Consider the following 23,388-nt stretch of genomic DNA (forward strand, 5'->3'; position numbering starts at 1 on the left):
GAGATGAATACCGCCGCCGTAACGCTTCCGGCCCGCCGCCTGCCAACCCTGCTTGGCGGTGTCTTTGTCCGCCCCCTCGACTGGCTCAGCGGTTTTACCGGTCGCCAAGCACAGAACATCGGCACCGCCTTCGTACAGATCTGGGCCAACAAGGGCCGCGCCTTGCTCACCACGCTCGGCATCATCATCGGCGTCACCTCCACCATCACCGTCGTCTCGATGGTGCAGGGCTTCGGCAATTACGTGACCGACATGCTCCGCGGCTTCGGCACCAACATGCTCTTCGTCTTCCCCTATTCCCCAAACGACGAGCACGGCATGATGCTCGGCCGCGTCGTCCTCGACTTGCAAGACGTCCGCACGGTCGGCGCCCGTTGCGAGAAAATCCGCCGCATCTCCCCCCTCGTCTTCAACAGCGCCACCGTCGAATACGGCCGGCAGAAGCTCACCGACATCGAGATGCAGGGCGCGACCGAGGAGTTCCAGCCCATCCGTCGCTTTTTCGTCGACAGCGGCCGCTTCTTCTCACCGATCGAAGTGGATAACGCCGCCTACGTCTGCGTCCTCGGCCGGGAGATGCTCCGCCTCCTCCAATGCGACGAGCGCATCGTCGGCGATCACATCTACCTCAACGCCCAGCGCTTCCGCGTCATCGGTCTGCTCGAGGCCAAGGGCAACATGATGGGCGAGAACCAGGACAAGCTGATCCTCATTCCCTACACCACAGCCATCAAGCTCAACCCGATGGCGCAGTACTTCCTCCCCTTCATGATCGAAGCCACCGGCGAAAAAGACATTGAGGAGTGCAGCCTCGAAGTGACCCGCGTCCTCCGGGAGCGCCACCGCATCCAGCCCGGCGATCCCAACGACTTCAAGGTCCTCCGCCAGGACGAATTCCTCCGCGACTTCGACCGCGTCAAGATGATCGCCACCAGCAGCCTCGCCGGCGTCGTCGGCATCTCCCTCATCGTCGGCGGCATCGGCGTCATGAACGTCATGCTCGTCTCCGTCACCGAGCGCACCCGCGAGATCGGCCTCCGTAAAAGCGTCGGCGGCCGCCGCCGCGACATCCTCATGCAGTTCCTCACCGAGGCCGTCGTCCTCGCCACCGTCGGCGGCGCCATCGGCATCGCCCTCGGCTACTCGATCTGCTACGTCGCCTCGCTGCACCCCTCGATGGTGAAAGTAACGGTCCCCCTCTGGGCCGTCGCCCTGGGCCTATCCTTCTCGGCGGGCGTGGGCATCGTCTTCGGCATCATCCCGGCCTTCAAAGCGGCGATCCTGCACCCGATCGACGCACTGCGGCACGAATGAGAAGAAAAGGACATAAGGGACAAAAGGGACCGAAAGGACGTAAACTACGAGATCGAGGGTTGGCCTGTGAGCGAAAAGTTCATTCCACCGCACGGCGGCTACCAGAGTCTGCTCTCTTATCAGAAGGCCCAGATCGTCTATGACGGCACCGTCTGGTTTTGCAAACAGTTCCTGGACAAGCGCGACCGGACGTACGACCAGATGACCCAGGCGGCGCGGTCCGGAAAACAGAACATCGTCGAGGGCAGTCAGGCATCAGGGACTTCCAAGGAAGCAGAAATCAAGCTCACCAATGTGGCGCGAGCCAGCCTCGAAGAACTGCTGGAAGACTACCGAGATTATCCGCGCGTGCGCAGGATCGACGAGTAGACGCCGGACGACCGGCATACTCGGCGGCTGCGAGAACTTAATCGTCAAGCCGACGCAAATTACGATACTTTCAGGAAGGCCATTGAGAATCCTGATCCGGCGATCTCGGCCAATGTTATGATCGGGCTGATCAAACTGACAAATTATTTGCTCGACCAGCAAATCCGTAAGTTGGAAAAAGTCTTCCTTGCTGAGGGCGGTCTCCGCGAACGTATGAGCCGCGCGCGCCGCGCCACCAGAGCCAATACTAGGAAGTCCCCTTAGGTCCTTTCAGTCCCTTTTGTCCTTTTGGTCCCTTGATCCCCGCCCCCAAAAGCAATCGGGAACCCGGCTTTCGCACGGGTTCCCGTCTTGCGTGCGCCCCTCCACCCTTTCGTCGGCAAGGCGGGCTGCACTCTTCCCCTCCGGTCAACCAGACTACCAAATCGAGGGGGGCCCTGTCCAGCCTGCGCAGGTTCGATAACCTTCAGGTCTTGTCTTTCGGAGCGCCGAGGTCCAGCGCGACGATCTTCTCGCGATCCCGGAGGTACAGCGTTCGACCGCACAGCGTCGGCACGGTCCAGGCCGTCTTCTTGCACACGTCCGTCGCCTTGCCGAGCAGTCGGTACTTCTCAGGATCGGCCTTCACCAGATACAGGGTCCCATCCTCGTCGAGCACGATGAGCTTGCCGTCCGCATGGACAACGTTGGCCTTGGCGATACCGCGCTGGCGCCAGCCGAATTCACCGGTCTTCACGTTGACACATGCCAGGAACGCCGGGCCGAAATCGCCGCTGCTGCCGAAGACCCAGTCATCCAAACAGATCGCATCGGCATGTTGGATCTTCATCTTCGGGTTGAACCAGGCCTCTTTGGCGGCAATCTGGCTGCCCGCCTTTTCGAGCTTCACGCCGCGCGAGCCCATGCCATAGGCTGAGGAAATGAAGAGGAGGTCGCTCTTTCCGCACCATACCGGCGTCGTGATGTTCGCGCCCCATTGCGTGGGATGGTCGACGCTCCACAGCGTCTTGCCATTGGTGGCATCAAGGCCCAGAACTGCCTTGCCGGAAAATGCAATGAGCTGCTCGATACCGAGCGCGGTTAGCGGTAGCAGCGTCGCATAGCCCGGCTCGAAGTCGCCGCCCTTCCAGGCCACTGAGCCATCGGACTCGTTGAACGCCATGATGGCGCTTCCCTTTTCTTTGCTGACGGGCAGGAGGATGTTTCCTTTGTAGGCCACCGGGCTGGAACCGTAACCATGCATTTGCAGGACGGCCTTGTGCTCCTTGTGCAGATCCTTCGACCAGATCTCGCTGCCGGTCTTCGTATCCAGACAGAGGAACTTCGCCGTGCAACTGACCGTGTAGATCTTGTCGCCGACGATGAGCGGCGTGCTGTGCGGACCGGGACCGAAATCGTTGTTGAGCTCCTTGGGCCGCGGGGCGTCGTATTTGTGCTCCCAACGGCGCTTGCCGGTCTGGGCATCGAAGGCCACGACGAACTCGTCGCCCTTGAGCGGGTCATTCTTGTCCCGAATGGAATACGTCGAATAAACCGTGTCGCCGTCGCAAAGCAGCGCCGAGTAGCCGTCGCCGAGAGATTGCTCCCACAACTTCGGCGGGCCGTCCTTGGGCCAGCGATTAGCAAGGCCCGTCGCATTGCTGTTAAAGTCGCGATTGGGTCCGCCCCATTGCAACCAGGCGACCGGCTCGTTCTCCGGCGAAACTGGTTCGACCGGCCCCGCCATGGCCGCGGCCTCTTCGGCCTCGCGCTTGGCCTTGGCTTCCTCGGCGCGACGGGCGATATCGGTCTTGCGTTGCTCGCGTTCGCTGAGCGAGGTAACGGAGTAAAAGTGCTTGGATTCGGCGTCGAGCTTCATCAGCGCAGCAGTCGGTTCCTTGTCCCACCACGGCGGGACTTCCATCTTGGACTTGGTATCGCTTTGTATTTCAACGAACCGGCCCTGTTCAACGTCAAACTTGGCCGTGCCGGTGAACGTGCCGTCGATCTTGCCCAGGCGTTTGTCCTTGGCAGGCTTCTCGTCGGCGTCCTTTTCGATGACGCCGGTGAAGCGGACGAGTGCGACCTCGCGGCCCTTGGCCTTTTCGATCTGATCGAGTTTGCAGTCGTAGGTAAAGATGACTTGGCCGACGCTCGGAATCTCGTCTCTTTGCGTCTTCTTCCACGACTCTCCCACCTTCACCTCGCGATTCGGGTAGAGAACCATCGGCGTCTCAGCGAAGAGCGACAGAACCTGCCGGTCGCCAAACGCCTCCTCCGCGAGGGTCTTGGCGACAAAGTTCTGCTCGCCCAGATCGGTCAATTTCTTGCGAATCGCCTCCGCGCCGTTCAAATTCCGACCCTTCGGCCCGGCAGGCCCCAAGTCCACGCTGAACTTGAGCGGCATGTTCATGATCGGCGTGAATGCGTCGCGATGCATGGGAGACGCTTCCTCATAGTCGGGATCATCAGTGTCGTAGAGGGTCTGCATGGTCTTGGTGAAGGCCATGAAGCCAAGCATCCGATCGATCGTCGCTTCGATGGCTATCTCGTCGCCCTTTTTGGTCTCCTTTTGAAGCAGGCCGATGATCGAACGCGAGCTCATCTCCATCGGCTTGCCGTCGGGACCGGTCATTTTCACGACCGAGTCGCTGGATACTTCGACGTACGATTCCGTCGGCGCATCGATCCGCGGCGCGAGGCGAACCGAATCGGCCGCCGCTACGGCGGAGCCCAATGTGCCGACCATGAGTGCAGAAAGGACGATCGTGCGAAACGGAGGCATGGCGAATCTCCTCGGGGTTTGTTTGAACCGGTATAGATCCCTGAACAACGGACTGATTGTAACACGAACCCGGCCCCGGACGTAGGGCCGCAGCGGCCTATTTGGAGGCGGCGCCGGGGCCGGCTTCGGCCCGCCGATGCTCAATTTCCTCCATCCAGGACTCTTTGCCGTCCTGGTACCACGTCCAGCGGGTTTTCATCCGATCCGGCGCGTCGAACATCATGACGTGCTTGTCCATGTGGCCCTTATCGCGGCTGGGCAGGTTCGTCGCGTCGTGAAACGTAAAGGTGATTTTCGATCCTTCATCGGAGAAATCCGTCGCCCGCAGCCTGGGTTGGTTCCTGGCCACGCAATAGTGCGTGAGCATCAGATGCTCGCCATCCATGTGGAACATGGTCGCCATCCATTCGCCCGGGTGCGCGCCGTACGAAAGGTGCATGACCACCGACCCGCCCGCGATGACCTGGTAACTCTCCTTCTCCGTCCAGCCCTTGGTGCTCTTGCTGTTCCAATCGCCGGAGAGCGTCTTGATCCGCTCAAACGCCGCCCTGGCCGGCGTCAATTCTGCCGCCGGCTCTCCCTTCTTAACCGGGTCGTCGCTCCGCGCGCGCCCCGCCAGCGTAAGGCAAATCAATCCGCCGCCCGCGACGGCCAATGCCGTACTTGCAAATCGTCCTGCTTTCATAGGGAATCTCCCGTCGGCTCATCCCCTAGAACGCAGGAAAAGCACGGCCATCACGCCGGTTTGGCGCGGGTCCATGTACGGCCGATGGAAAAAAGAGACCTATTCCTCGCTCTTCGCATCACCACGGGCAAAGATGCTCGCCACGTAGTTCAGCACGTCCGTCGCGCTCTGCTCGTTGTACCCGAAGTATTTGATGAGCCGCTGCTTGACGACGTCGATCTTCGCCTGCGTCTCGTCGTCGATCACGCCGGAAACGACGTTCTTGAGTTTGATCGTGTCCCGCTGATCCTCGAAGAGCTTGAGCTCCAGCGCCTTTTGCAGCCGGGCGTTGGTGTGGTACTCGAACTTCTTGCCGTCCAGGGACAACGCCCCGATGTAGTTCATGATCTCCTGGCGGAAATCGTCCTTCCGGCTGTCGGGGATGTCGATCTTCTCTTCGATCGACCGCATCAGCCGCTCGTCCGGCTCCTCATCCTTGCCCGTGTATTTGTTTCTCACTTTTTCACGCTGGGTGTAGGCCCGGACGTTCTCAATATAGTTGGTCGCCAGCCGCTTGATCGCATCCTCGTCGGCGCTGATGGCCCGCTGGACCTCGGCCTTGAGAATATCTTCGTATTCCTCGCGAACCACGCTGAGCAGCTCCCGATACTGCTTCTTCAGCTCCTCATCCGCGATCAGCGAGTGGTGCGACAATCCTGATTCCAGCTCGTTCATGACCATGAACGGGTTGATCCCTTTCTCCTGAATCGCCTGGTCGCTGACCAGCGAGTTCGAAATCTTGTCCTGGATATAACGCGGGCTGATGCCCTGCATGCCCTCGCGCCGGGCTTCCTCGAATAGTTCCTTGACCGAATCCTCCGTATAACCCGGAATCGACTTGCCGTTGTACAGCTTCAGCTTTTGCAACCGCGTCAGCCCCGCCTTCTTCGGGTCCTCCAGCCGCGTTAAGACTGCCCACATCGCCGCCGTCTCGACCGTGTGCGGCGCGATGTGCATCCCCCGGATTCGCTCCTTGTTGAAGTCCTTCTCGTAGATCTTGATCTCCTGATCGAGGATCACGTTGTACGGCACGTCGATCTTGATCGTGCGATCGCGAAACGCCTCCATCAGCTCATTGTTCTGGAGCTTCTTGTATTCGGGTTCGTTGGTGTGTCCGATGATCACTTCGTCGATGTTCGTCTGGGCGAACTTCTTCGGCTTGATGACATGCTCCTGCGAGGCCCCCAGCAGGTCATAGAGGAACGCTACGTCCAGCTTGAGCACTTCGATGAACTCGATCAGCCCGCGATTGGCGATATTCAATTCGCCGTCGAAATTGAACGCCCGCGGGTCGGAGTCCGTCCCGTATTCAGCGATCTTGCGATAGTTGATGTCCCCCGTCAGCTCCGTCGAGTCCTGGTTTTTTTCATCCTTCGGTTGGAACGTGCCGATGCCGCGGCGGTCCTTTTCGCTGAGGATGAGCCGCCGCACGACGACATGGTCCATCACCTTCTTCCAGTCGCCATCGTATTGCTTGAGAAAATCGGCAAACGTCTTCCGGCAGAACGGGTCCAAATCGCCCTCCACGCTGACCCGTTGCTCGGACGGCAGGCTCTCGTTGAGCATCGCCAGCACTTCGCGCCGCGATTCTTTGGGAATGAGTTTCAGCGGCTCTTCGTGCATGGGGCAATCGACCAGCTCGAATTCCCCGTTCGGCCGCGGAATCCGCCAGGCGAAGGTGTACATCGCCCCTTGCTCCAGCCGCGAATAGTACTCCAGGCCCTTCTTGATGAGGCGGCAGATCGTCGACTTTGCCGAGCCGACCGGGCCGTGGAGAAGGAGGATGCGCCGCTCGGTGCCGTAGCCCTGGGCGGCGGACTTGAAGAAATCCACGAGCTGCATCAACGAGTGTTCAAGGCCGTAGATCGCGTCCTCGCCGTTGCCGATCGGATCGGTAAAAAACTTGTGGCGGACATAGTCCTGCCGCATCTTCGTGTAACGCTCCGTTCCGAAATGCAGGATCATGTCGTAAATCCGCTGGAAGGCGTTGCGCGCCACCTTCGGGTTTCGCGTCACGATGTCGAGGTAATCGTCGAACGTCCCTTCCCAGTGCTCGTCGCGGAAGCCCTGGGGGTCCTGGCGTTTCGAGACGAGTTCCACAATGGACTTCTTGCTTACGGTCATGGTCGCCTCCCGAGTCGCTGCGTGGGTCGCGAGTTGTCCCGACTGCCCGGCTGGAGCAGCCCTGTATGAATTGATCGGCCCGACTGCTGCGCCGCGTTGGCATTCCTCTTGGTGAGCCGGTCGTCGATCGCCTGAATAATATCGGACGACCTTCGCGAAGTCAACGCAATAGACGGCATAACGTCATGCTGCGACACCACATAGATGAAGGCGAGGCCCTCTCAAGAGCAGCGGCGGCTACAAAATTTTGAATGGGTGACTCGAAAGCGAACGGGGTGGAATAGGTGTAGCGTAGAAGCACGATCGAAGAGAAAGGTCTAATTCTCAGATAATACCGGCGGCCAGGCTCGAACCCGCGCCGGCCTTTCTCGCAACTCCCGCAGCTCCATCGACAGCTCTTCGAGCAAATCGCAAAGGCAGCGTACACGCTCGAATACCCGCGGCTCTGAAAGGAACTGCTGCTTGTCCTCGCAACATCGCAGCACCGTCGCCGCGAGGACATCGACCAAATCCGAAAACGCCAGATCGTGGCAGCGGAATAATTCCATCCACCCGCCACGCCGCGCGAGCTGCACCAGCGGCTCCTCGCTCAACATCCGCAACAGTTCGCTGCGATAGGTCCGCTCGACCTCCGGCTGCAACGGCTGGGGATGCAACACTCGCAAATGCGCCCGGCGATAGGAAAGTTCCCTGTTTTCCTCGACGATTTGAGCCCGATTCAAGCCCTGCAAAAGAAAATTGTACCGCCCGTCCTCCAGCCGCTCCTCTCGAAGAATTCGCCCGACGCACACCACCGGATGGATCGGCGCCTCTAACGTGTCATACTTCGACTCAAAACCAGTCTCCAACAGGGCGATGGCGATCATCCGATGACTCGCCAGGGCGTCCCGCGTCATGATCCGATAGCGCTTCTCAAAAACGTTCAGCGGGAGAACGGACATCGGCATGAGTACCGCATTGGGCAGCGGGAACACCGGTATCCAGTGTGGCCAATCGGCGGCCTTGGGGGACATCGCTCCGTCGGGTTTCATGCGGCTGAATTGTAGTCAATCCATCCCCCGCTCGCCTAGCCATGCCCCTGACTTTCGAAGCAGTGGGTGGGTCATCCTTGGAAGTCCTTGGGATCGAAGCCCCGGTGTACCTATCAGGGAAAACCCTATAACCACCACCTCGAGTCCTGCATTTCTTGCCGGTTTTTGCACAGCCGGCCTCCCGCCGCTGGTAACATCCTCCCCCTTGTGCCATGATCCCCTCCCAATCATGCCGTCAAAGATCATCATGGTGGGGATTGACGAGGCCGGCTATGGGCCGGTCTTGGGGCCGCTCGTAGTCAGCGCCGCCGCCCTCGAAGTCCCCGCCGAACGGGCCGACGAGTGCCTCTGGTCGCAGCTCAAGGATGGCGTCGGCAAGACGGTCAACCCCCGCCGGGGCCGGGTCCCTATTGCCGACAGCAAACTCCTCTACAAGCCTAAGGAAGGCCTCTCGCGGCTGGAGAAATCCGTACTCTCCGCCATCACCGTCTGGCGCGGTATGCCGCCCCATCTCCGCGGCCTCTTGGGAATGACCTGTCCAGAACTCCCCGCCAAGCTCGCCGAGTATCCATGGTATCGGGAGGCCAACCCCGAACTGCCGCGCAAAGCCGACGCCGGTGGACTTCTCATCGCCACAAGCCTGCTCCGCCGCACCCTGGCCGAGGCCGGCGTCAGCATCGCCGCCTGCTTCGCCGAGGTCCTCCCCGAAGGCCACTATAACCGCCTCGTCAACAGTACCCAAAACAAGGCCATCGTCTCCGGCGGTCTCATCCTCCGCCTCATGCAACGCGTCGCCGACGCCTACCCCGACCACGAAATCCGCTTCTGCATCGACAAGCAGGGCGGCCGCGATCATTACGGTCGCATGTTGCTCCAGGGCTTCGACACCCGCCGCCTTCGGATTCTGGAGGAGAACGAGCGTCACAGCGCCTACGAAATGACCGACGCCCGCGGAAAGTGGTGCGTCCGTTTCGACGAAGGCGGCGAATCCCTGCACCTCCCGACCGCGCTCGCCAGCATGTTAAGCAAATACCTCCGCGAACTGTTCATGGAGTCCTTCAACGACTACTGGTCCCGCCACGCCCCAACAGTGAAGCCGACCGCCGGCTATTACCTCGACGGTCATCGCTTCCTAAAAGACATCGCCCCGCACGTGCAATCACTCGGCGTGGATCGGCGGATGTTGGTAAGGGAACGATAAGTTCGCTCGCCGGCTTTGCGCCGCAGGAGATTCCCCTTGCCCCCCTGGCTCGCCAACTGGCTCCTCCGCCACCAACACCCGGTCTCCTTCTGGCTCCACATCATCGGGATCCCCCTCACCATCGCCGCCATCCCCCTCGCCCTCGTCCAGCTCGCCAACTCCCGCTGGGACCTGTGGTGGCGCCCGGTCGTCCTCCTCGTCGGGGGCTACCTCCTCCAATGGGTCGGTCACAGGATCGAAGGCAACGACATGGGCGAAGTGATCCTCCTCAAGAAAATCCTCGGCAGGCCATACGTCGCCGTCTCCCCGCGCTACCAGGCGAATGAAGCACGCGCCGATTCCTAGTCCTCTTCAAGGTAAATGGTCCCCACGATAATGGCCCTCGCCGCCCGCGGCCCCGAATAGACCCATTGATAGTTGATCTGCACCCGACCCCCGCTGACCGCCCCGGAGCCCTGTATCTCTGAAACGCTTCCCGATCCACTCTCCTGCGTAAACTTCTGAAGGATCAGGTTTCCCCGGTTCACGGCGAACGTCCAGCGCGTGACCAGGCCTCTCTCGCTCAGGCGCATCACCACGAGGGAGCCGCTCCGCTCGATCACTTTCATGTGGCAATGAATATCGCCGTGGCGATTCAGCGTTTTCCGGACGCCATTCCAGGTGCTGGTGATCGGCAGGACGTCGTTCGACCACCCCGACTCGTCGCCGCCCGGCTCCTCTGCTGACTCTCGCAAAGACGCCGGCTTGGTGTCATCACCGGCCGACTCGACGACGGGCGTAAGCGTGATCGAGTGAATCACAACGGACGGCCGGTCGCAGAGGATGCCAAGAAAGCCCTCGCCGACGGAGTCTTTGTCATCGACCGGAGCCAGATCGTAATAGTCCGTGACGTCGGCAATCTTCTTTTTGCCCACCCAGGCCGAAACACCCTCCCGGCGCACCTTAAACCGCACCGTCCGCTTCTTCGCATCCACGGGCATTGTTTGAAGGGGCTGATCCACCGATTCGGAGCGATCGTACTCGTCCACCATCGCAAATCCGCGGCCCGCCGTGTCCACGCCTTCGCTCATGAACCAGCCAAAATCGATCCCGTCGTACGAGAACAAAATGCCCAGTCGGCCCTTGGCTTCCTGCCGAGTGACCACGACAGATAAGTCGTATTCGCCCTTCGGCGCCTTCGCCAACCGCAATCGCGCCGGTGCTTCCGAGTCGCAGCGAATCCCGCCGTCCGCCGTACGCGTCCAGGTTCCGCTGATGCTCGCCTCGGAAAGGCTCAGCTTCTTCAACAAATTCGTTGGCCGCGAAACGCCGCGATTCTGGCCAACCGCCGCGGACGGCCCGGTCACCACCAAGAGTGCCATGAGGGCCCGGCGGAATGTAGCCATCCCGATACCTCCTAATGCTTGGAATTCCATGATAACGACGGCCGACGGAAAATGAAGCCGCACAAATCACAGCCCGTGGAACAAATGACCGTGATTCCCCTAAGATACGCCCTGCGAAGAACCCCGCGTCGCGAACGGAGTCGCCCATGAAACCCCAACTCAACCAGGTCAACCACGGGGACTGCATTACCGGCATGGCCGCAATGGACGCCGGCAGCGTCGACCTCGTCTTCGCCGATCCCCCTTTTAACATTGGCTACGATTACGACGCCTACGACGACCGCCAGGAGCATGCCGCCTACCTCGACTGGTCGCGCCGTTGGATCGCCGCGGCCTATCGCGCCCTCAAGGCCAACGGCACCTTCTGGTTGGCCATCGGCGATGAATACGCGGCCGAACTGAAACTGATCGCCGAGAATGCCTACCCCGGCCTGTGGTTAAACGAACCGGCCCCTGAAGAGACCGCGTCCTCTCCCAAAGCAAAGAAGCGCGGCCACAAGTCGAAATCCAAGTCCCTGGCCACCGGCGGCTTCGCCTGCCGAAGCTGGGTCATCTGGTATTACACGTTCGGCGTCCATTGCAAAAAAAAATTCACCCGCAGCCACGCGCACCTGTTCCAATTCGTGAAGGACCCAAAGAACTTCACGTTCAACGTCAAATCCGTCCGCGTTCCCTCGGCCCGACAATTGGTCTATGCCGACACGCGGGCCAATCCCGACGGTCGCATGCCCGACGACACCTGGCTGATGGCCGCTGGCGCGCCGACGGTCGGAGGTTTCGCTTTGCGCCCGCAGGACCTGCCCAAAGGCTTTCGCCCCGACTCCGACACGTGGTATTTCTCCCGCGTCGCCGGCACCTTCAAGGAGCGCGAAGGCTGGCACGGTTGCCAGATGCCCGAGCAGCTCCTCGGCCGCATCATCCGCGCCTCCTCCAACGAAGGCGACCTCGTCCTCGACCCCTTCGCCGGCAGCGGCACGACCCTCGCCGTGGCGAAAAAACTCCGCCGCATCCCTATCGGGTTCGAGCTGTCAAAACAATATTTCAACCAGGCCACGAAGCGTCTCGATGCCGCGGTCGCCGGCGCCCCGCTGGATGGCGTCGCCGACCCATTGCGCAGCGCCCCGCAAACCTCCTCAACATCCCCAAAGCGGACCCGCCGTTCCGCCCCGACAATTCCCGATCAGCCGCTTCTCTTTTTGCCTCCCGACCGCGAGGCCACATCGAAGGCCCGGCCCGGTCGCAAGCACCGATCCGCCGCTGCAAGCTGATGCCTGGTTACCCCCGGACGCCTTGCGATTGATGGTAACGACAGCCATAATGATCGATGCGCCCTGTGAGGGGGGGCGATACGGCGCACCCGGTTCGGGCGAAATTATGGACCCCGACACGTCTGGCGATGTCACGCGTCTGTTGGCCAGCATCAAGGGAGGGAGCCACGATGCCCTGGCGAAGGTGTTGCCCCTCGTCTACGACGAATTGCATACCCTCGCCGAGCGGGCCCTGCGCGGGGAACGCCCCGATCACACGCTGCAGCCGACCGCGCTTATAAACGAGGCGTATCTGCGCCTCGCGGATCAGTCCGGCGTAAAGTGGCAGAGCCGGTCGCACTTTGTCGCCGTCGCGGCGACGATGATGCGCCGCATCCTCGTCGATCATGCCCGCGCGCATATCGCCCAAAAGCGCGGCGGCGGGCAGACCCGCATTGAACTGAATGAAGCCGTCGCCGCCGGCGAGACAAAGTCCATCGACTTGGAAGCCCTCGACGAAGCCCTGGCCGAACTCTCCCGCCTCGACGAGCGGCAGGGGCGAATCGTCGAAATGCGCTACTTCGGCGGCCTGTCCGTCGAGGAGACCGCCGGGCTATTGGACATCTCCCCGGCGACCGTCAAGCGTGAGTGGAACTCGGCAAAAGCGTGGATGAAGCGTCGAATGCAATAGACGCATGAGCCGTTGGACCGACGGCTGACGCGTTTACAGGGTGGGGATAACGCATGACGCCGGAACGCTGGCAGCGCCTGAAGAACGTCATCGAATCGGCCCTTGAACGGGAGCCCGCCGCCCGCGGTGCGTTCCTGTTGGAGGCGTGCGGCCAGGACGCGACGCTGCGCGCCGAGGCCGAGTCTTTCGTCGCCGCCCACGATGACGACCCCAGTTTTTTGGAGGACTCGGCCGAAGGATTATGGAAGGCCATCGCCGCGCGGGGTGGAAAGACCCCATTGCCGATCGAGCCGGGCCGCGCGCTCGGTGCGTACCAGGTCGTTCGGCCCATTGCCAGCGGCGGCATGGGCGCCGTCTATCTCGCCGTGCGGGCCGACGACGCCTATCGCAAACAGGTTGCCATCAAGGTCATCCGCACCGATTCCTTGGGAGATTCCCGACATCGGGACGAACTTCAGCGGCGCTTTCGCACGGAACGCCAGACGCTCGCTAATCTCGACCACTCCAATATCGCCCGGCTCTTGGACGGCGGCGCCACGGACGACGGTCTTCCTTTTCTGGTCATGGAATACATTGAGGGTCGATCGATCGATCAGTTTTGCGACGATCAGCGGCTTTCCACCACGGACCGCCTGGAACTATTCAGCAAAGTATGCCAGGCCGTGAGCTATGCGCACCGCAGTCTCGTCATCCATCGCGATCTCAAACCCAGCAACATCCTCGTGACCGCTGACGGAGAGCCCAAGTTGCTGGACTTCGGGCTGGCGAAGCTGCTCGATCCAGATTCCTCCGCCCTCGCAGCGACGTTGACGCGCACCGGACTGCAACCCCTGACGCCCGCCTACGCCAGCCCGGAGCAAATCCGCGGCGAACCCGTTACGACTTCTACGGATGTGTATTCGCTCGGCGTCATCCTCTTTGAACTCCTCACCGGCCACCGGCCATATCGCGGCTCCACGGTGGCGATGCACGATCTCGCGCGGCTGATTTGCGAGCAGGAGCCGGACCGGCCCAGTCAGGCGGTGACCCGCGTCGAGAAAACTGATGATCATCATCCCGCGGTCACGCCGGAATCAATCAGCCAGACGCGCGACGGCCGCCCCGAGCGCCTTCGCCGCCGCCTGGCGGGCGATATCGACACCATCGTGCTCAAGGCGCTGCGCAAGGAACCGGCCCGGCGGTACGCGTCCGTCGAGCAATTTGCCGAGGACATCCGCCGTCACCTGCGCGGCGAGCCGATCCTGGCCCGGCCGGGAACCTGGACCTATCACACGACAAAGTTCGTTCGCCGGCATCGAGCCGGTGTCATCGCAGCCGCCCTTGTCCTTCTTTCCTTGTCAGGCGGTCTGGCCGTCGCCTTTTGGCAATTGCGAGAGGCACAGCGACAGACGCTGATCGCGCAACACCAGACGGAGGAGGCGCGGCGACAGGCGCGAGTGAAGGGGAAGACGATCGACCATTGGAAACATCTCTTTCGACCGGACCGTTTGAGCGACGAGTTTGCGATGGACGCCGGAGTGAACTGGTCTCGACGTGGCGATATGAAAGGTGCTACGCTCGACAGTTTCATCACCGCGGGAATCGAGAGTATTCCACAAATCAAGGACGATCCGCTGACCGAAGCCGAGATGCGCGAGCAGATGGCGAGCATCTGTGCCGACGTGCACCGTTTCGAAGATGCTCGTTCGCTGCACGAGCAGGCGTGGAAGATTCGCCAAAGGGAACTGGGCAACGACGACGCCACGACTTTGGAGTCGATGGCCAATGTCGGCTTCGCCCTGATGATGTTGAACAATTGGAAAGAGGCCCGGCCCCTCCTCACCGAGGCCGTCGAAGTCGGCGGGCGGGTTTGGGGACCGACGAACACAAACACGCTCGCCGCCATGATGAACTTGGGCGTTGCGGAGTCCAATCTAGGCGAGGGCCGGAAGGCCGAGACCCATTTCCGCAAAGTCCTGGAAGAATACCGCGCGCAGTTCGGCGAAGAAAACGAGCCTACCCTGCGGGTCATGAACTTGTTAGGCAAGCTGCTGGCGGATCGCGGCGCATTCGATGAGGCTCGGACCATGCTCGAACGGACCATCGCGATCAGCAAGGACTATCCCCAGCGCGGGGCGGATCATCAGGCGACGTTGGAAGTCATCAACAACCTGGCGGGGCTCTACTACCGGGAGAACAAACTTGCAGAGGCGACCGACCTGTTCCGTGAGGTGTTCGAGGGCTGTCAGCGCGCGCTGGACAACGACGATCCGCTCACGCTCAAGGTGGGCAACAATCTCGCCCATTGCCTGATCAAATTGGATCGCCTCCAGGAGGCAGAGACGATTCTCGATTTCGTCGTCGGACAGGCGGACATCGTCCTGTCCAAGGACGATTTCGACGTCGCGCTCTTCCGCGGCAACTATGGCGAATGCCTCACGAAGCTGGGGCATTGTCGCGATGCACAGGGCCATCTTGATGCGTCCTACAAGGTGGTTGCGAACAAAGTTGGGCCATCGCACCCCGCCACGCAAAAGGCCATCCTGCGGCTGGCTGAATATCACGAAAAATGCGGTTCGGCAGAACAGGCCCGCGACTACCGGGCCCTGCTGGAACCCGCCCCCGCCATGGCGGGAAAGTGAGGGTATGAAAATGAAGCGAGCGAACGTACGAATCAAATCGGCCTTTCTGTCCGCGCTGGTACTGGCCATGGTCGTCTGGGTCAACGCGGGCAGCTTGACGCCGCCTGCCGGCCCCGTCGCTCCAACCATGAAGGATCTGGCAACGGTCGAGCCCCGCACCCCCATCTCCTTCATTCCTCTTACGATCAGCGGGCCCGGCTCCTACTACCTCACCCGGGACCTCACGGGCACCGCCGGCGCGCACGGCATCATCATCGCCTCCAGCGATGTCAGTCTGGACTTTCGCGGCTTCACGATTCGCGGCATCCCCGGTTCGCTCAACGGCGTCCACGTCTCCGGCGCCCGCAGCAGGATCAGAATCGAAAACGGCAACGCGACCGGCTGGGGCGGCGACGGGATCAACACACTGACCTCGGACAAGACGCAGGTCATCATGTTCATGTCCCAGGGCAACGGCGGATCGGGAGTCAATACCAACGGCGGAACGACGGTCCTGTACATGAGCTGCAACAACAACACGGGCCCCGGCCTCTCGATTGGCGACAAGTGCATCTGCAAGGACGCGGAGTGCTGCGGCAATGGACAGGACGGCATCCGCACCGGCAGCGGCTGCAAGATCGAGGACTGCGTTGCGTCGTCCAACGGCGGCAACGGGATCAACGCGGGAGCGGGAAGCATCGTGACGATCTGCGACACGCAGTCCAACGACGCCAACGGCATCAGCGCCGCGGTCGGATGCAGCGTCACGAATTGCAACGTCCGGTCCAACACCGCGCACGGCATTGAGGCGGCGGGTCAGTGCCTCGTGCTGGAGAACAACGCCACGGCCAACGCCACGGGCATCCGCGTGTTCAGCTCTTCCACGGGCGGAACGCGCGTGGAGTCCAACAATGCCGCCTTCAACACGACCTTCAACTTCGACATCGCCTCGCCGGCGAATTTCATCGTCAAGAACAGCTCCGCCGGCCCCGGCACGGGCTACAACATCGTCGCGGGCAACGATTTCGGGGCAATCATCAGCCTCGGCGGCGGAGGCCCGTTCACGGTCGCAAACACCTGGGCGAATTTCGATTATTGAGAATCGAGGGGCGCGCGGCGCTCGACTTGTTCCGCGGCTTGAGTATCCCTACGACCTCAGGTCTCCCATTACTCGTTTACTCAGCTCGCTCCTGAGCTGATACCCGACCCTTTCCCGCGTTTATGGATGAGCCGCCCCTCCGAAATGCGGAGAGAGCCACAATTCGGCGAGGCGGCTAACACAGGAAATGCCTTCTCCTTCCGTACGCCGCCAGGGGGTGGCGACCGACCGGAATCGTTCCGTACCCCCGGAGGTAATTCTCATGTCGCGAAACCGCTTGAGATGGTATGTCGCGAGTACGCTTTTGATGGTCGTGTCGCCGGCCTGGGGGCAGATCAAGTGGGCCCAGCCTTGGCACCATCCCGATGGGCCGGTGCCCGATACCCGGGTGCAGACCTGCGGGACGCCGGACATCGTGACCGTGATCGCGCTGGACGACTTCATGTGTACGCAGACCGGGCCCATTACGTGGGTGACTTGGTCGGGTGATCTACCCGAGGGCCCAGCGCAGCGCTTCCGGCCGTTTTTCATCAGGATTTGGAACCACATTAACACCCCCTGCACGCCTTGCGGAAACCCGGGCATGCCGCTGATGTCGTGGTGTGTCGTCCCGCATTCCAAGAAGATCGGCATCAACTGTGACGGGAAAACCGTCTGGGGCTTTTGGACACCGTTGAGCCCGGCGTTTACCCAGACGGCGGGAACGCATTACTGGCTGCAAATCTCCGAGATCGATCTGCCCACGGCGGCGCCACCGTCGGCAGGAAGCATCAATCCCGGTCTGGTCGATTTCCGATGGAGCACCTATCACCCGTTCGACAGCGCGTTCGACGCCGATCCGCTGTGTCCGGCAATGTTCCTGGTACCCCCCAATCCCGGCGTTCCCGTGGCGAGTTGCGATCTGGGCGCCATCTGCGCGCCGCATCTCAATCCCGCAGGCTTCGCCAATGGGCCGGACTTGGCCTTTAAGCTGGGAACGACGCTGGTCGCGGGCGCGATCCTCGCGCCGACCCTGCCGCTGCCTCCGCCGACCGTCTTCCTGGCCGAGTTTCGAGCAACGACGGGAGGCGAGGTCCTCTACACGGACCTCGTGGAACCGGCGGATGACGGGATGTACGCCATTGATCCGGGGCTGGAAGATGGAAGCTATTTGATGACCCTGCGGGGCATGGGCATGGGCGCCCAGACTCGCCCCATCGCGATCGGCGGTGGCGTGGCGATGGGCGCGGATTTTGTCATCGACCGGTTTGGCGATCTCAATAACGACGAGCTCGTCGACGGCACGGATATTCCCATCATTGTGGGCGGCCTTTTGGCCCCGTAGAGTCCCTGGCTGACTTCTCCTCCTGTCCATCGAACGCGCCGGCGGTTTTCATACGACTGCCGGCGCATTCGTATTTGTAGCGCCGCCTGACGCGGACGCTCCCGTTCGCACTGCCTCGTCGGCATTTCCATCTTTTTTGAGCCCGTTCTCTCGCTGTTTTCGCGTCTATTTTTGGAGCCGCCCCTTCCGGATCGTCAGTCAATCGGTGATTCGGGATGGGCGGCTCCAACAGGAAAGTGGTCGCGTTCCGTGGCGAACCGGCGTGTGCCGATCGACCGGAACCTCAACATGCCCGAGGAGGCAATATCAATGATGCGAATCACAACCGGTTGGGGTTGGACAAGTGCCCTTCTCCTATTGACGTCGCCGCTATTGGCCCAGAATCAACCGTGGAGGGCGCCGAACGGCGCGCTCTCATCGACCGTCATCACCTGCACTTCTCCTCAGCCGTTGCAAAGGATCGCCATGGACGATTTTCAGTTCTCCGCTACCACGGTCATCAAGAAGATCCGCTGGTGGGGCGTCGTCCTGGATCCCAATCAGAACCAGCTCACGCGGACTTTCTACATCGCCATTTGGGGAAACAACACGGCGGGGCCTTGCCCGGCGGGGTGCAATCCTTCCACGGTCCAGGCCTTCTGGTGCCTCAAACCCTCCTATGCCTACGCCGGCCTGGACTGCCAGGGCCGCAAGGTCTATCGCTTTACCGTCTGCCTGCCCGGCGGCGGCTTCGCGGCGCTCACCGCCTTCAAATATTGGCTCCAAATTTCGGAAATTGACACCGACAGTCCCCGCTCGGGCGTGGAGGACTTCCGGTGGTCGGGCTATCGCGACCCGCAGGAGGCCGATCACACCCGTCTTTGTGACGCCCAACAGCGCGACGCCGGCGGCGCCATCTTCTGCACGATATTCGACGATTGCAGCCCGCCGGTGGAGACCGACCTCTCGTACGTGCTCTATACATCGTGCTACGGCGTTCTCCTTCCTCCGGTCATTCTTCCCCCCATTACCGGTCTGCTCGAGTTCCGGGCGCCCGGACTGCCGAATAGCCCGCCGCTCATGGTCGAGTGCGTGCAGTTCGACGAAGAAGGCCAGGGTCACATCGAGACCGAACTTCCCGACGGCGATTATGAAGTCACGTTCATCGGAATGGGCATGGTGCGGCCCAAGACGATGTTGATGATCCAAAACGGCGAGGGCACGTCGAGTTTCTTCGATGTCTTCGTCGGCGACCTGAACAACGACGGCTACGCCAACGGTATGGACATGCAGCCGTTCACCGACGGTCTGCTGATGGGGCCGTAGCCCGGCGAATCTCTGGCAACTTCATCTCCTCCTCTCCCACACCGGCGGCCCCAAAGGTCGTCGGTGTGTTTTTTACGGTGCCGCTTGGGCGGGCTTCGCGGACGGCTGCGTCGTCGGTTTCGTCGGCTCCATCTTCAACAAGCCCTCAAACTTCCCCTGGTAAACCTCATTGCCGTTCCACTCGACGCGGATGTCGGATTCCGGCGGCAGCGGCGGGCCGTTCGACACCAGCCCCCATCCCGCAACGTTTTCCGACGTTAATACGACATGCCCGCCTTCGCGGATCTCCGCATGTATCCGTGCCGGGCGTTTTCCGCCGGGCTCCGCCTCCGCCGCCAGCCACCATACGCGTGACATTCCGCCCGGAAACAAATAGTCGATGACCTTCGGCGGAGGCCCTCGACGTTGCTTCAGCAACCACTTGTAAAGCTCCGGCTCCGCGTAGGCGCGGTCCCAGCAAACATGCGCGAGATCCGGATACTCCGTATATTTCGGAGTTGCGCCCAGTTTCCGAAGCGCCCCGATCGCGTCGCGCGACCCCGACACCGAAACGTTTTGATCCAGCGCCCCATGAAATGCCCAGACCGGAAGGTCTTTGATGTTGGACAGGTATTCGTTCGGCGCAAAACCGCAGACCGGCACGATCGCCGCGAAGACGTCCGGCCGCAGCACCGCCAGCTCCCACGTGGCGATACCGCCCATGGACAGGCCGGTCAGAAAGATGCGGTCGTGATCGACGCGGTAGCTCCGATCCACTTCGTCGAGGATGGCCCAGACGGCCGCCGCCTCCGGACCCCGAAACGCATTCTGCTGTGCCTGGGGCATGACGACCAGGAAGGGAAAGCGCGTGGCGCGTTTGGAGATGTAGACCGGAAGGCCCTGCGTCGTGTGTTTGATGCCGTCCATCCCACATTCGCCGCTTCCATGGAGGAAGAGGATGAGCGGCCAGCGATGCGTTTGGCTCGCGCCGTATTGCGGTGGCACAAATACGGCATACTTCCGGTCCCGCTGATCCTTGATTTTCAAGGTTTTAGAAACGAAACCGTTGGGCAGACGCCGCTGGCTCGTTTGCGGCGCCTGCAGGGGATAGGCCGCCGCCGCGTTCGTGACACCCATCAGCCCCAATAGGACGATCAAATTGCCGGGAACGCGGAAGTGCAATTTGCGATAGGATGACTCGGCAGGCCCGTTCCGAGCGGTGGGTAGGTTCATTGCCGCCATCATGCCGAGATCAATCGAAACCCGCAAGAATAACGGCCCTGCCGCCATTCACTAATACGGACCATTCCCGGTTCGTTCCCCTCTCAAACGGAGGGCTTTTCCAGCCCTCCATTACCGGCCGTATCTCCCTTTTTGAGGGACCTGTGATATACTATCATTTTGTTCACCCTGGCGACCTGTCGCCCGACCTAATATCACAAGCTGCTCCGGAGTGGGTGCTGCCGAATGAACATCCTGGGGATCTCCGCCTTTTATCACGACAGCGCCGCCTGTCTCGTGCAGGACGGCCGCATCGTCGGCGCTGCGCAGGAGGAGCGGTTCACCCGAAAGAAGCACGACTACCGGTTTCCCGTCAACGCGGTGGAGTACTGCCTGAAGGAAGGCGGGATCACGCCCGACCAGCTTGACCATGTCGCCTTTTATGACAAACCGCTGCTCAAGTTCGAGCGGCTGTTGGAGACCTATCTGGCGTATGCCCCGCGGGGATTCGCGTCGTTTCGCGAGGCCATGCCCCTGTGGATCAAGCAGAAGCTGCACCTGCCGCGCGAAATGGATAAAGCGCTCAAGGGGACCTACAAGGGCCGTTACATCTTCACCGAGCATCACGAGTCCCACGCGGCCAGCGCGTTCTTCCCCTCGCCCTTCGAGGAGGCCGCGATCATTACGCTCGACGGCGTCGGGGAATGGGCCACGGCCAGTTTCGGGTCCGGCCGCGGCAACAAGATCGAACTGACCCACGAACTGCACTTTCCCCACTCGCTGGGAATGCTCTACTCGGCCTTCACTTATTTCACCGGCTTCAAGGTCAACTCCGGCGAATACAAGCTCATGGGCCTCGCGCCCTACGGAGAGCCGAAGTACGTCGACCTCATCCGCAAGCACCTCGTTCACATCAAGGATGACGGTTCGTTCCGGATGAACATGGACTACTTCAACTACTGCGAAGGGCTGACCATGACGAACGACAAGTTCGCGCAGCTCTTCGGCGGACCCCCCCGGGAATCGGAAAAAGGCAAGATCACCCAGCGCGAGATGGACCTGGCCCGCAGCGTGCAGGTCGTGACCGAGGAGATCATGCTCAAGATCTCCCGGCACGTGCAAAAAGTCACGGGCATGAAAAATCTCTGCCTCGCCGGAGGCGTCGCCCTCAACTGCGTGGGCAACGGCGAGATCCTCCGCGACGGGCATTTCGACCAGATTTTCATTCAACCGGCGGCCGGTGACGCGGGCGGAGCGCTCGGTGCGGCCCTCTTCGTCTGGTACCAGCTCCTCGGAAACAAGCGCGAGAGCGACAACCGCCGCGACAAACAGTCGGCCAGCCTGCTCGGCCCCCGATTCACTGACGGCGAGATCAAGAAGTACCTCGATTCCATCGGCGCCAAGTATCACCACTACACCGACGAGAAGGCGTTGATCGACAAAGTGGCCGAACTGATGGCGCAGGAAAAAGTCATTGGCCTTTTCCAGGGGCGCATGGAATTCGGCCCGCGCGCGCTGGGCTGCCGCAGCATCGTCGGCGACGCCCGCTCGACGAAGATGCAGTCGATCATGAACCTCAAGATCAAGTTCCGCGAGAGCTTCCGCCCCTTCGCCCCCTGCGTGCTCCGTGAGGATGTCCACGAGTACTTTGAGATGCGACCGAATGAGGACAGTCCCTACATGCTCCTCGTCGCCCCCGTCCGCGAGGACAAGCGCACCCCGCACAAGGACAACGGTCTCTTCGGCATCGACAAGCTCCACCAGATTCGTTCGGTGGTCCCGGCCATCACCCACGTGGACTATTCCGCCCGCGTGCAGACGGTGGACGAAGAGCGGCACGGGCGGCTTTACCACATCATGAAGCGGTTCAAGGACAAGACCGGCTGCCCCGTAATTATCAACACCAGCTTCAATGTCCGCAGCGAGCCGATCGTGTGCTATCCGGAGAATGCCTACCGCTGCTTCAAGTTCACCAACATGGACGTGCTGGTGATGGAGAACATCGTGCTGCTCAAGGAAGAACAGCCGGGAGCCCGGGAAGTGGACTTTGACGATTACCTGAAGGAATTCGAGCTGGATTAGACGGCCATGGCAATCATCGAAACCAATTGGGACATCCAAAGGAAAGACCTGCGGGTCTTCGCCGCCATCGGCGCGATCGTGTTCGGTATCCTGGCGGTCGGAAAAATCGCCGAGGTCGGCGCGATCGTTCGGTTTGCGGATCGCCTGCTCTCCTGGCAGCTCCTGGCCGCCGGCGCCGTCCTGAGCGTCATCGGCACGACGCTAAAGAGCGTCCCCCAGCGACAAAAGAAGTACGGGATAATCGGGGCCCTCCTCTTCGCGGCCCTGGCCGCCCTCTTTTACGCGCAGGTCGCCGGTCCTCATCGGTGGGTCTTCGTCGCCCTCGCCGCTTTTTTCGTCATCGGAGTGGCCGGTGGGTTCGAACTGATCCGACCGGTCTATTCGATAGCGCTCGTCGCGACGTTTCCCATCGGACTCGTCGTCGGCCCGATCATCATGGCCGTGATGTTTTTTGTGATCTTCTTGCCGGTCGCGATAATCTTCAAACTGATCGGGCGCGACACGATGACCCGCCGGTTCGACGACGCCGCGCCGAGCTATTGGATACCGCGGCGTCCGGTCGCCGACGTGAAGCGCTACTTCCGCCAGTTTTAGGTAGGGCGGGTTCTACCCGCCGTTGAACTGAAATGAGACTGGAGTGCGGGCCGGGCCCGCCGTCGATAAAATGAGGAACCCATGAGCGCCAACGATACCCGCGATCCCAACGACTTCACCCGCGAAGCCGGCGCCGAGCGCGTCGGTCTGGTCGCCGAGTTCTGGGATTTTCTCAAGCACAACAAGAAATGGTGGCTCCTGCCCATTCTGGTAGTTGTCGCACTCATCGGGGCACTGGTCTATGTCGGCGGAAGCGCCGCCATGCCGTTCGTATATCCACTATTCTGACTTGTCGTTATTCGCCGCCATTGGTTATACTCGGTTGAGCCGTAGC

20 protein-coding genes are annotated in these 23,388 nt (G+C 61.3%); 14 read left to right on the forward strand and 6 right to left on the reverse strand.

The window, feature by feature from the left end; all coding sequences use genetic code 11:
- Window positions 1-3 precede the first annotated feature (3 nt).
- The 3 genes from VJZ71_09085 (at window position 4) to VJZ71_09095 (ending at window position 1,947) form a co-directional block, all read left to right on the forward strand.
- A complete protein-coding gene (locus tag VJZ71_09085; GenBank protein ID HKQ48208.1) occupies window positions 4-1,314 on the forward strand; it encodes an ABC transporter permease in 1,311 nt (436 codons plus the stop codon).
- 66 nt (window positions 1,315-1,380) lie between these two features.
- Complete coding sequence (locus VJZ71_09090; GenBank protein HKQ48209.1) at window positions 1,381-1,683, forward strand: four helix bundle protein; 303 nt, start codon at window positions 1,381-1,383, stop codon at window positions 1,681-1,683.
- A gap of 102 nt (window positions 1,684-1,785) precedes the next feature.
- Window positions 1,786-1,947: a four helix bundle suffix domain-containing protein gene (locus VJZ71_09095; GenBank protein ID HKQ48210.1), complete on the forward strand. Its 162-nt coding sequence runs from the start codon at window positions 1,786-1,788 to the stop codon at window positions 1,945-1,947.
- Window positions 1,948-2,149: 202 nt separating this feature from the next.
- Here the strand turns inward: VJZ71_09095 and VJZ71_09100 are convergent, their stop codons facing one another.
- The 4 genes from VJZ71_09100 to VJZ71_09115 all read right to left on the reverse strand — a co-directional run bounded on the left by VJZ71_09100 (window position 2,150) and on the right by VJZ71_09115 (window position 8,326).
- Window positions 2,150-4,447, reverse strand: a complete 2,298-nt coding sequence (locus tag VJZ71_09100) for a DUF6263 family protein (GenBank protein HKQ48211.1) — start codon at window positions 4,445-4,447, stop codon at window positions 2,150-2,152.
- 97 nt (window positions 4,448-4,544) lie between these two features.
- A complete protein-coding gene (locus VJZ71_09105; GenBank protein ID HKQ48212.1) occupies window positions 4,545-5,132 on the reverse strand; it encodes a hypothetical protein in 588 nt (195 codons plus the stop codon).
- Window positions 5,133-5,231: 99 nt separating this feature from the next.
- Window positions 5,232-7,295, reverse strand: a complete 2,064-nt coding sequence (locus VJZ71_09110) for a serine protein kinase (GenBank protein ID HKQ48213.1) — start codon at window positions 7,293-7,295, stop codon at window positions 5,232-5,234.
- Between the two features lie 317 nt (window positions 7,296-7,612).
- Complete coding sequence (locus tag VJZ71_09115; GenBank protein ID HKQ48214.1) at window positions 7,613-8,326, reverse strand: LON peptidase substrate-binding domain-containing protein; 714 nt, start codon at window positions 8,324-8,326, stop codon at window positions 7,613-7,615.
- A 229-nt stretch (window positions 8,327-8,555) separates the two neighbouring features.
- Between VJZ71_09115 and VJZ71_09120 the strand changes: the two genes are divergently transcribed.
- Entirely contained in the window at window positions 8,556-9,527 is a 972-nt protein-coding gene (locus VJZ71_09120) for a hypothetical protein (GenBank protein ID HKQ48215.1), read from the forward strand.
- A gap of 36 nt (window positions 9,528-9,563) precedes the next feature.
- Window positions 9,564-9,872 (forward strand): Mpo1-like protein, encoded by a 309-nt coding sequence (locus VJZ71_09125; GenBank protein HKQ48216.1) that lies wholly within the window; start codon window positions 9,564-9,566, stop codon window positions 9,870-9,872.
- Here the strand turns inward: VJZ71_09125 and VJZ71_09130 are convergent.
- The gene (locus tag VJZ71_09130; protein ID HKQ48217.1) at window positions 9,869-10,912 is read right to left on the reverse strand and encodes a hypothetical protein; all 1,044 of its coding nucleotides are present in this window, start codon (window positions 10,910-10,912) and stop codon (window positions 9,869-9,871) included. The two genes, VJZ71_09125 and VJZ71_09130, sit on opposite strands and share 4 nt — an antisense overlap.
- Window positions 10,913-11,058: 146 nt before the next feature.
- On the opposite strand from VJZ71_09130, the gene VJZ71_09135 reads away from it, so the two are divergent.
- The 6 genes from VJZ71_09135 (at window position 11,059) to VJZ71_09160 (ending at window position 19,178) form a co-directional block, all read left to right on the forward strand.
- Window positions 11,059-12,180: a site-specific DNA-methyltransferase gene (locus tag VJZ71_09135; protein ID HKQ48218.1), complete on the forward strand. Its 1,122-nt coding sequence runs from the start codon at window positions 11,059-11,061 to the stop codon at window positions 12,178-12,180.
- Window positions 12,181-12,286: 106 nt separating this feature from the next.
- A complete protein-coding gene (locus VJZ71_09140) occupies window positions 12,287-12,850 on the forward strand; it encodes a sigma-70 family RNA polymerase sigma factor (GenBank protein ID HKQ48219.1) in 564 nt (187 codons plus the stop codon).
- Between the two features lie 53 nt (window positions 12,851-12,903).
- A complete protein-coding gene (locus VJZ71_09145) occupies window positions 12,904-15,471 on the forward strand; it encodes a serine/threonine-protein kinase (GenBank protein ID HKQ48220.1) in 2,568 nt (855 codons plus the stop codon).
- Window positions 15,472-15,481: 10 nt separating this feature from the next.
- On the forward strand, window positions 15,482-16,549 hold the full coding sequence (locus VJZ71_09150) for a hypothetical protein (GenBank protein HKQ48221.1): 1,068 nt from the start codon (window positions 15,482-15,484) through the stop codon (window positions 16,547-16,549).
- 262 nt (window positions 16,550-16,811) lie between these two features.
- Entirely contained in the window at window positions 16,812-17,873 is a 1,062-nt protein-coding gene (locus tag VJZ71_09155; GenBank protein ID HKQ48222.1) for a hypothetical protein, read from the forward strand.
- 309 nt (window positions 17,874-18,182) lie between these two features.
- Window positions 18,183-19,178 (forward strand): hypothetical protein, encoded by a 996-nt coding sequence (locus tag VJZ71_09160; GenBank protein ID HKQ48223.1) that lies wholly within the window; start codon window positions 18,183-18,185, stop codon window positions 19,176-19,178.
- A gap of 72 nt (window positions 19,179-19,250) precedes the next feature.
- Here VJZ71_09160 and VJZ71_09165 read toward each other — a convergent pair whose 3' ends face one another.
- Entirely contained in the window at window positions 19,251-20,390 is a 1,140-nt protein-coding gene (locus tag VJZ71_09165; protein HKQ48224.1) for a PHB depolymerase family esterase, read from the reverse strand.
- Between the two features lie 234 nt (window positions 20,391-20,624).
- Here VJZ71_09165 and VJZ71_09170 point away from each other — a divergent pair, with 234 nt between their 5' ends.
- The 3 genes from VJZ71_09170 to VJZ71_09180 all read left to right on the forward strand — a co-directional run bounded on the left by VJZ71_09170 (window position 20,625) and on the right by VJZ71_09180 (window position 23,342).
- The gene (locus VJZ71_09170; protein ID HKQ48225.1) at window positions 20,625-22,460 is read left to right on the forward strand and encodes a carbamoyltransferase; all 1,836 of its coding nucleotides are present in this window, start codon (window positions 20,625-20,627) and stop codon (window positions 22,458-22,460) included.
- A gap of 6 nt (window positions 22,461-22,466) precedes the next feature.
- Complete coding sequence (locus VJZ71_09175; protein ID HKQ48226.1) at window positions 22,467-23,054, forward strand: hypothetical protein; 588 nt, start codon at window positions 22,467-22,469, stop codon at window positions 23,052-23,054.
- 81 nt (window positions 23,055-23,135) lie between these two features.
- On the forward strand, window positions 23,136-23,342 hold the full coding sequence (locus VJZ71_09180; GenBank protein HKQ48227.1) for a DUF5989 family protein: 207 nt from the start codon (window positions 23,136-23,138) through the stop codon (window positions 23,340-23,342).
- Window positions 23,343-23,388: the final 46 nt, after the last annotated feature.

The sequence above is a fragment of the Phycisphaerae bacterium genome (assembly GCA_035275405.1).
Lineage (GTDB): Bacteria > Planctomycetota > Phycisphaerae > UBA1845 > UTPLA1 > DATEMU01.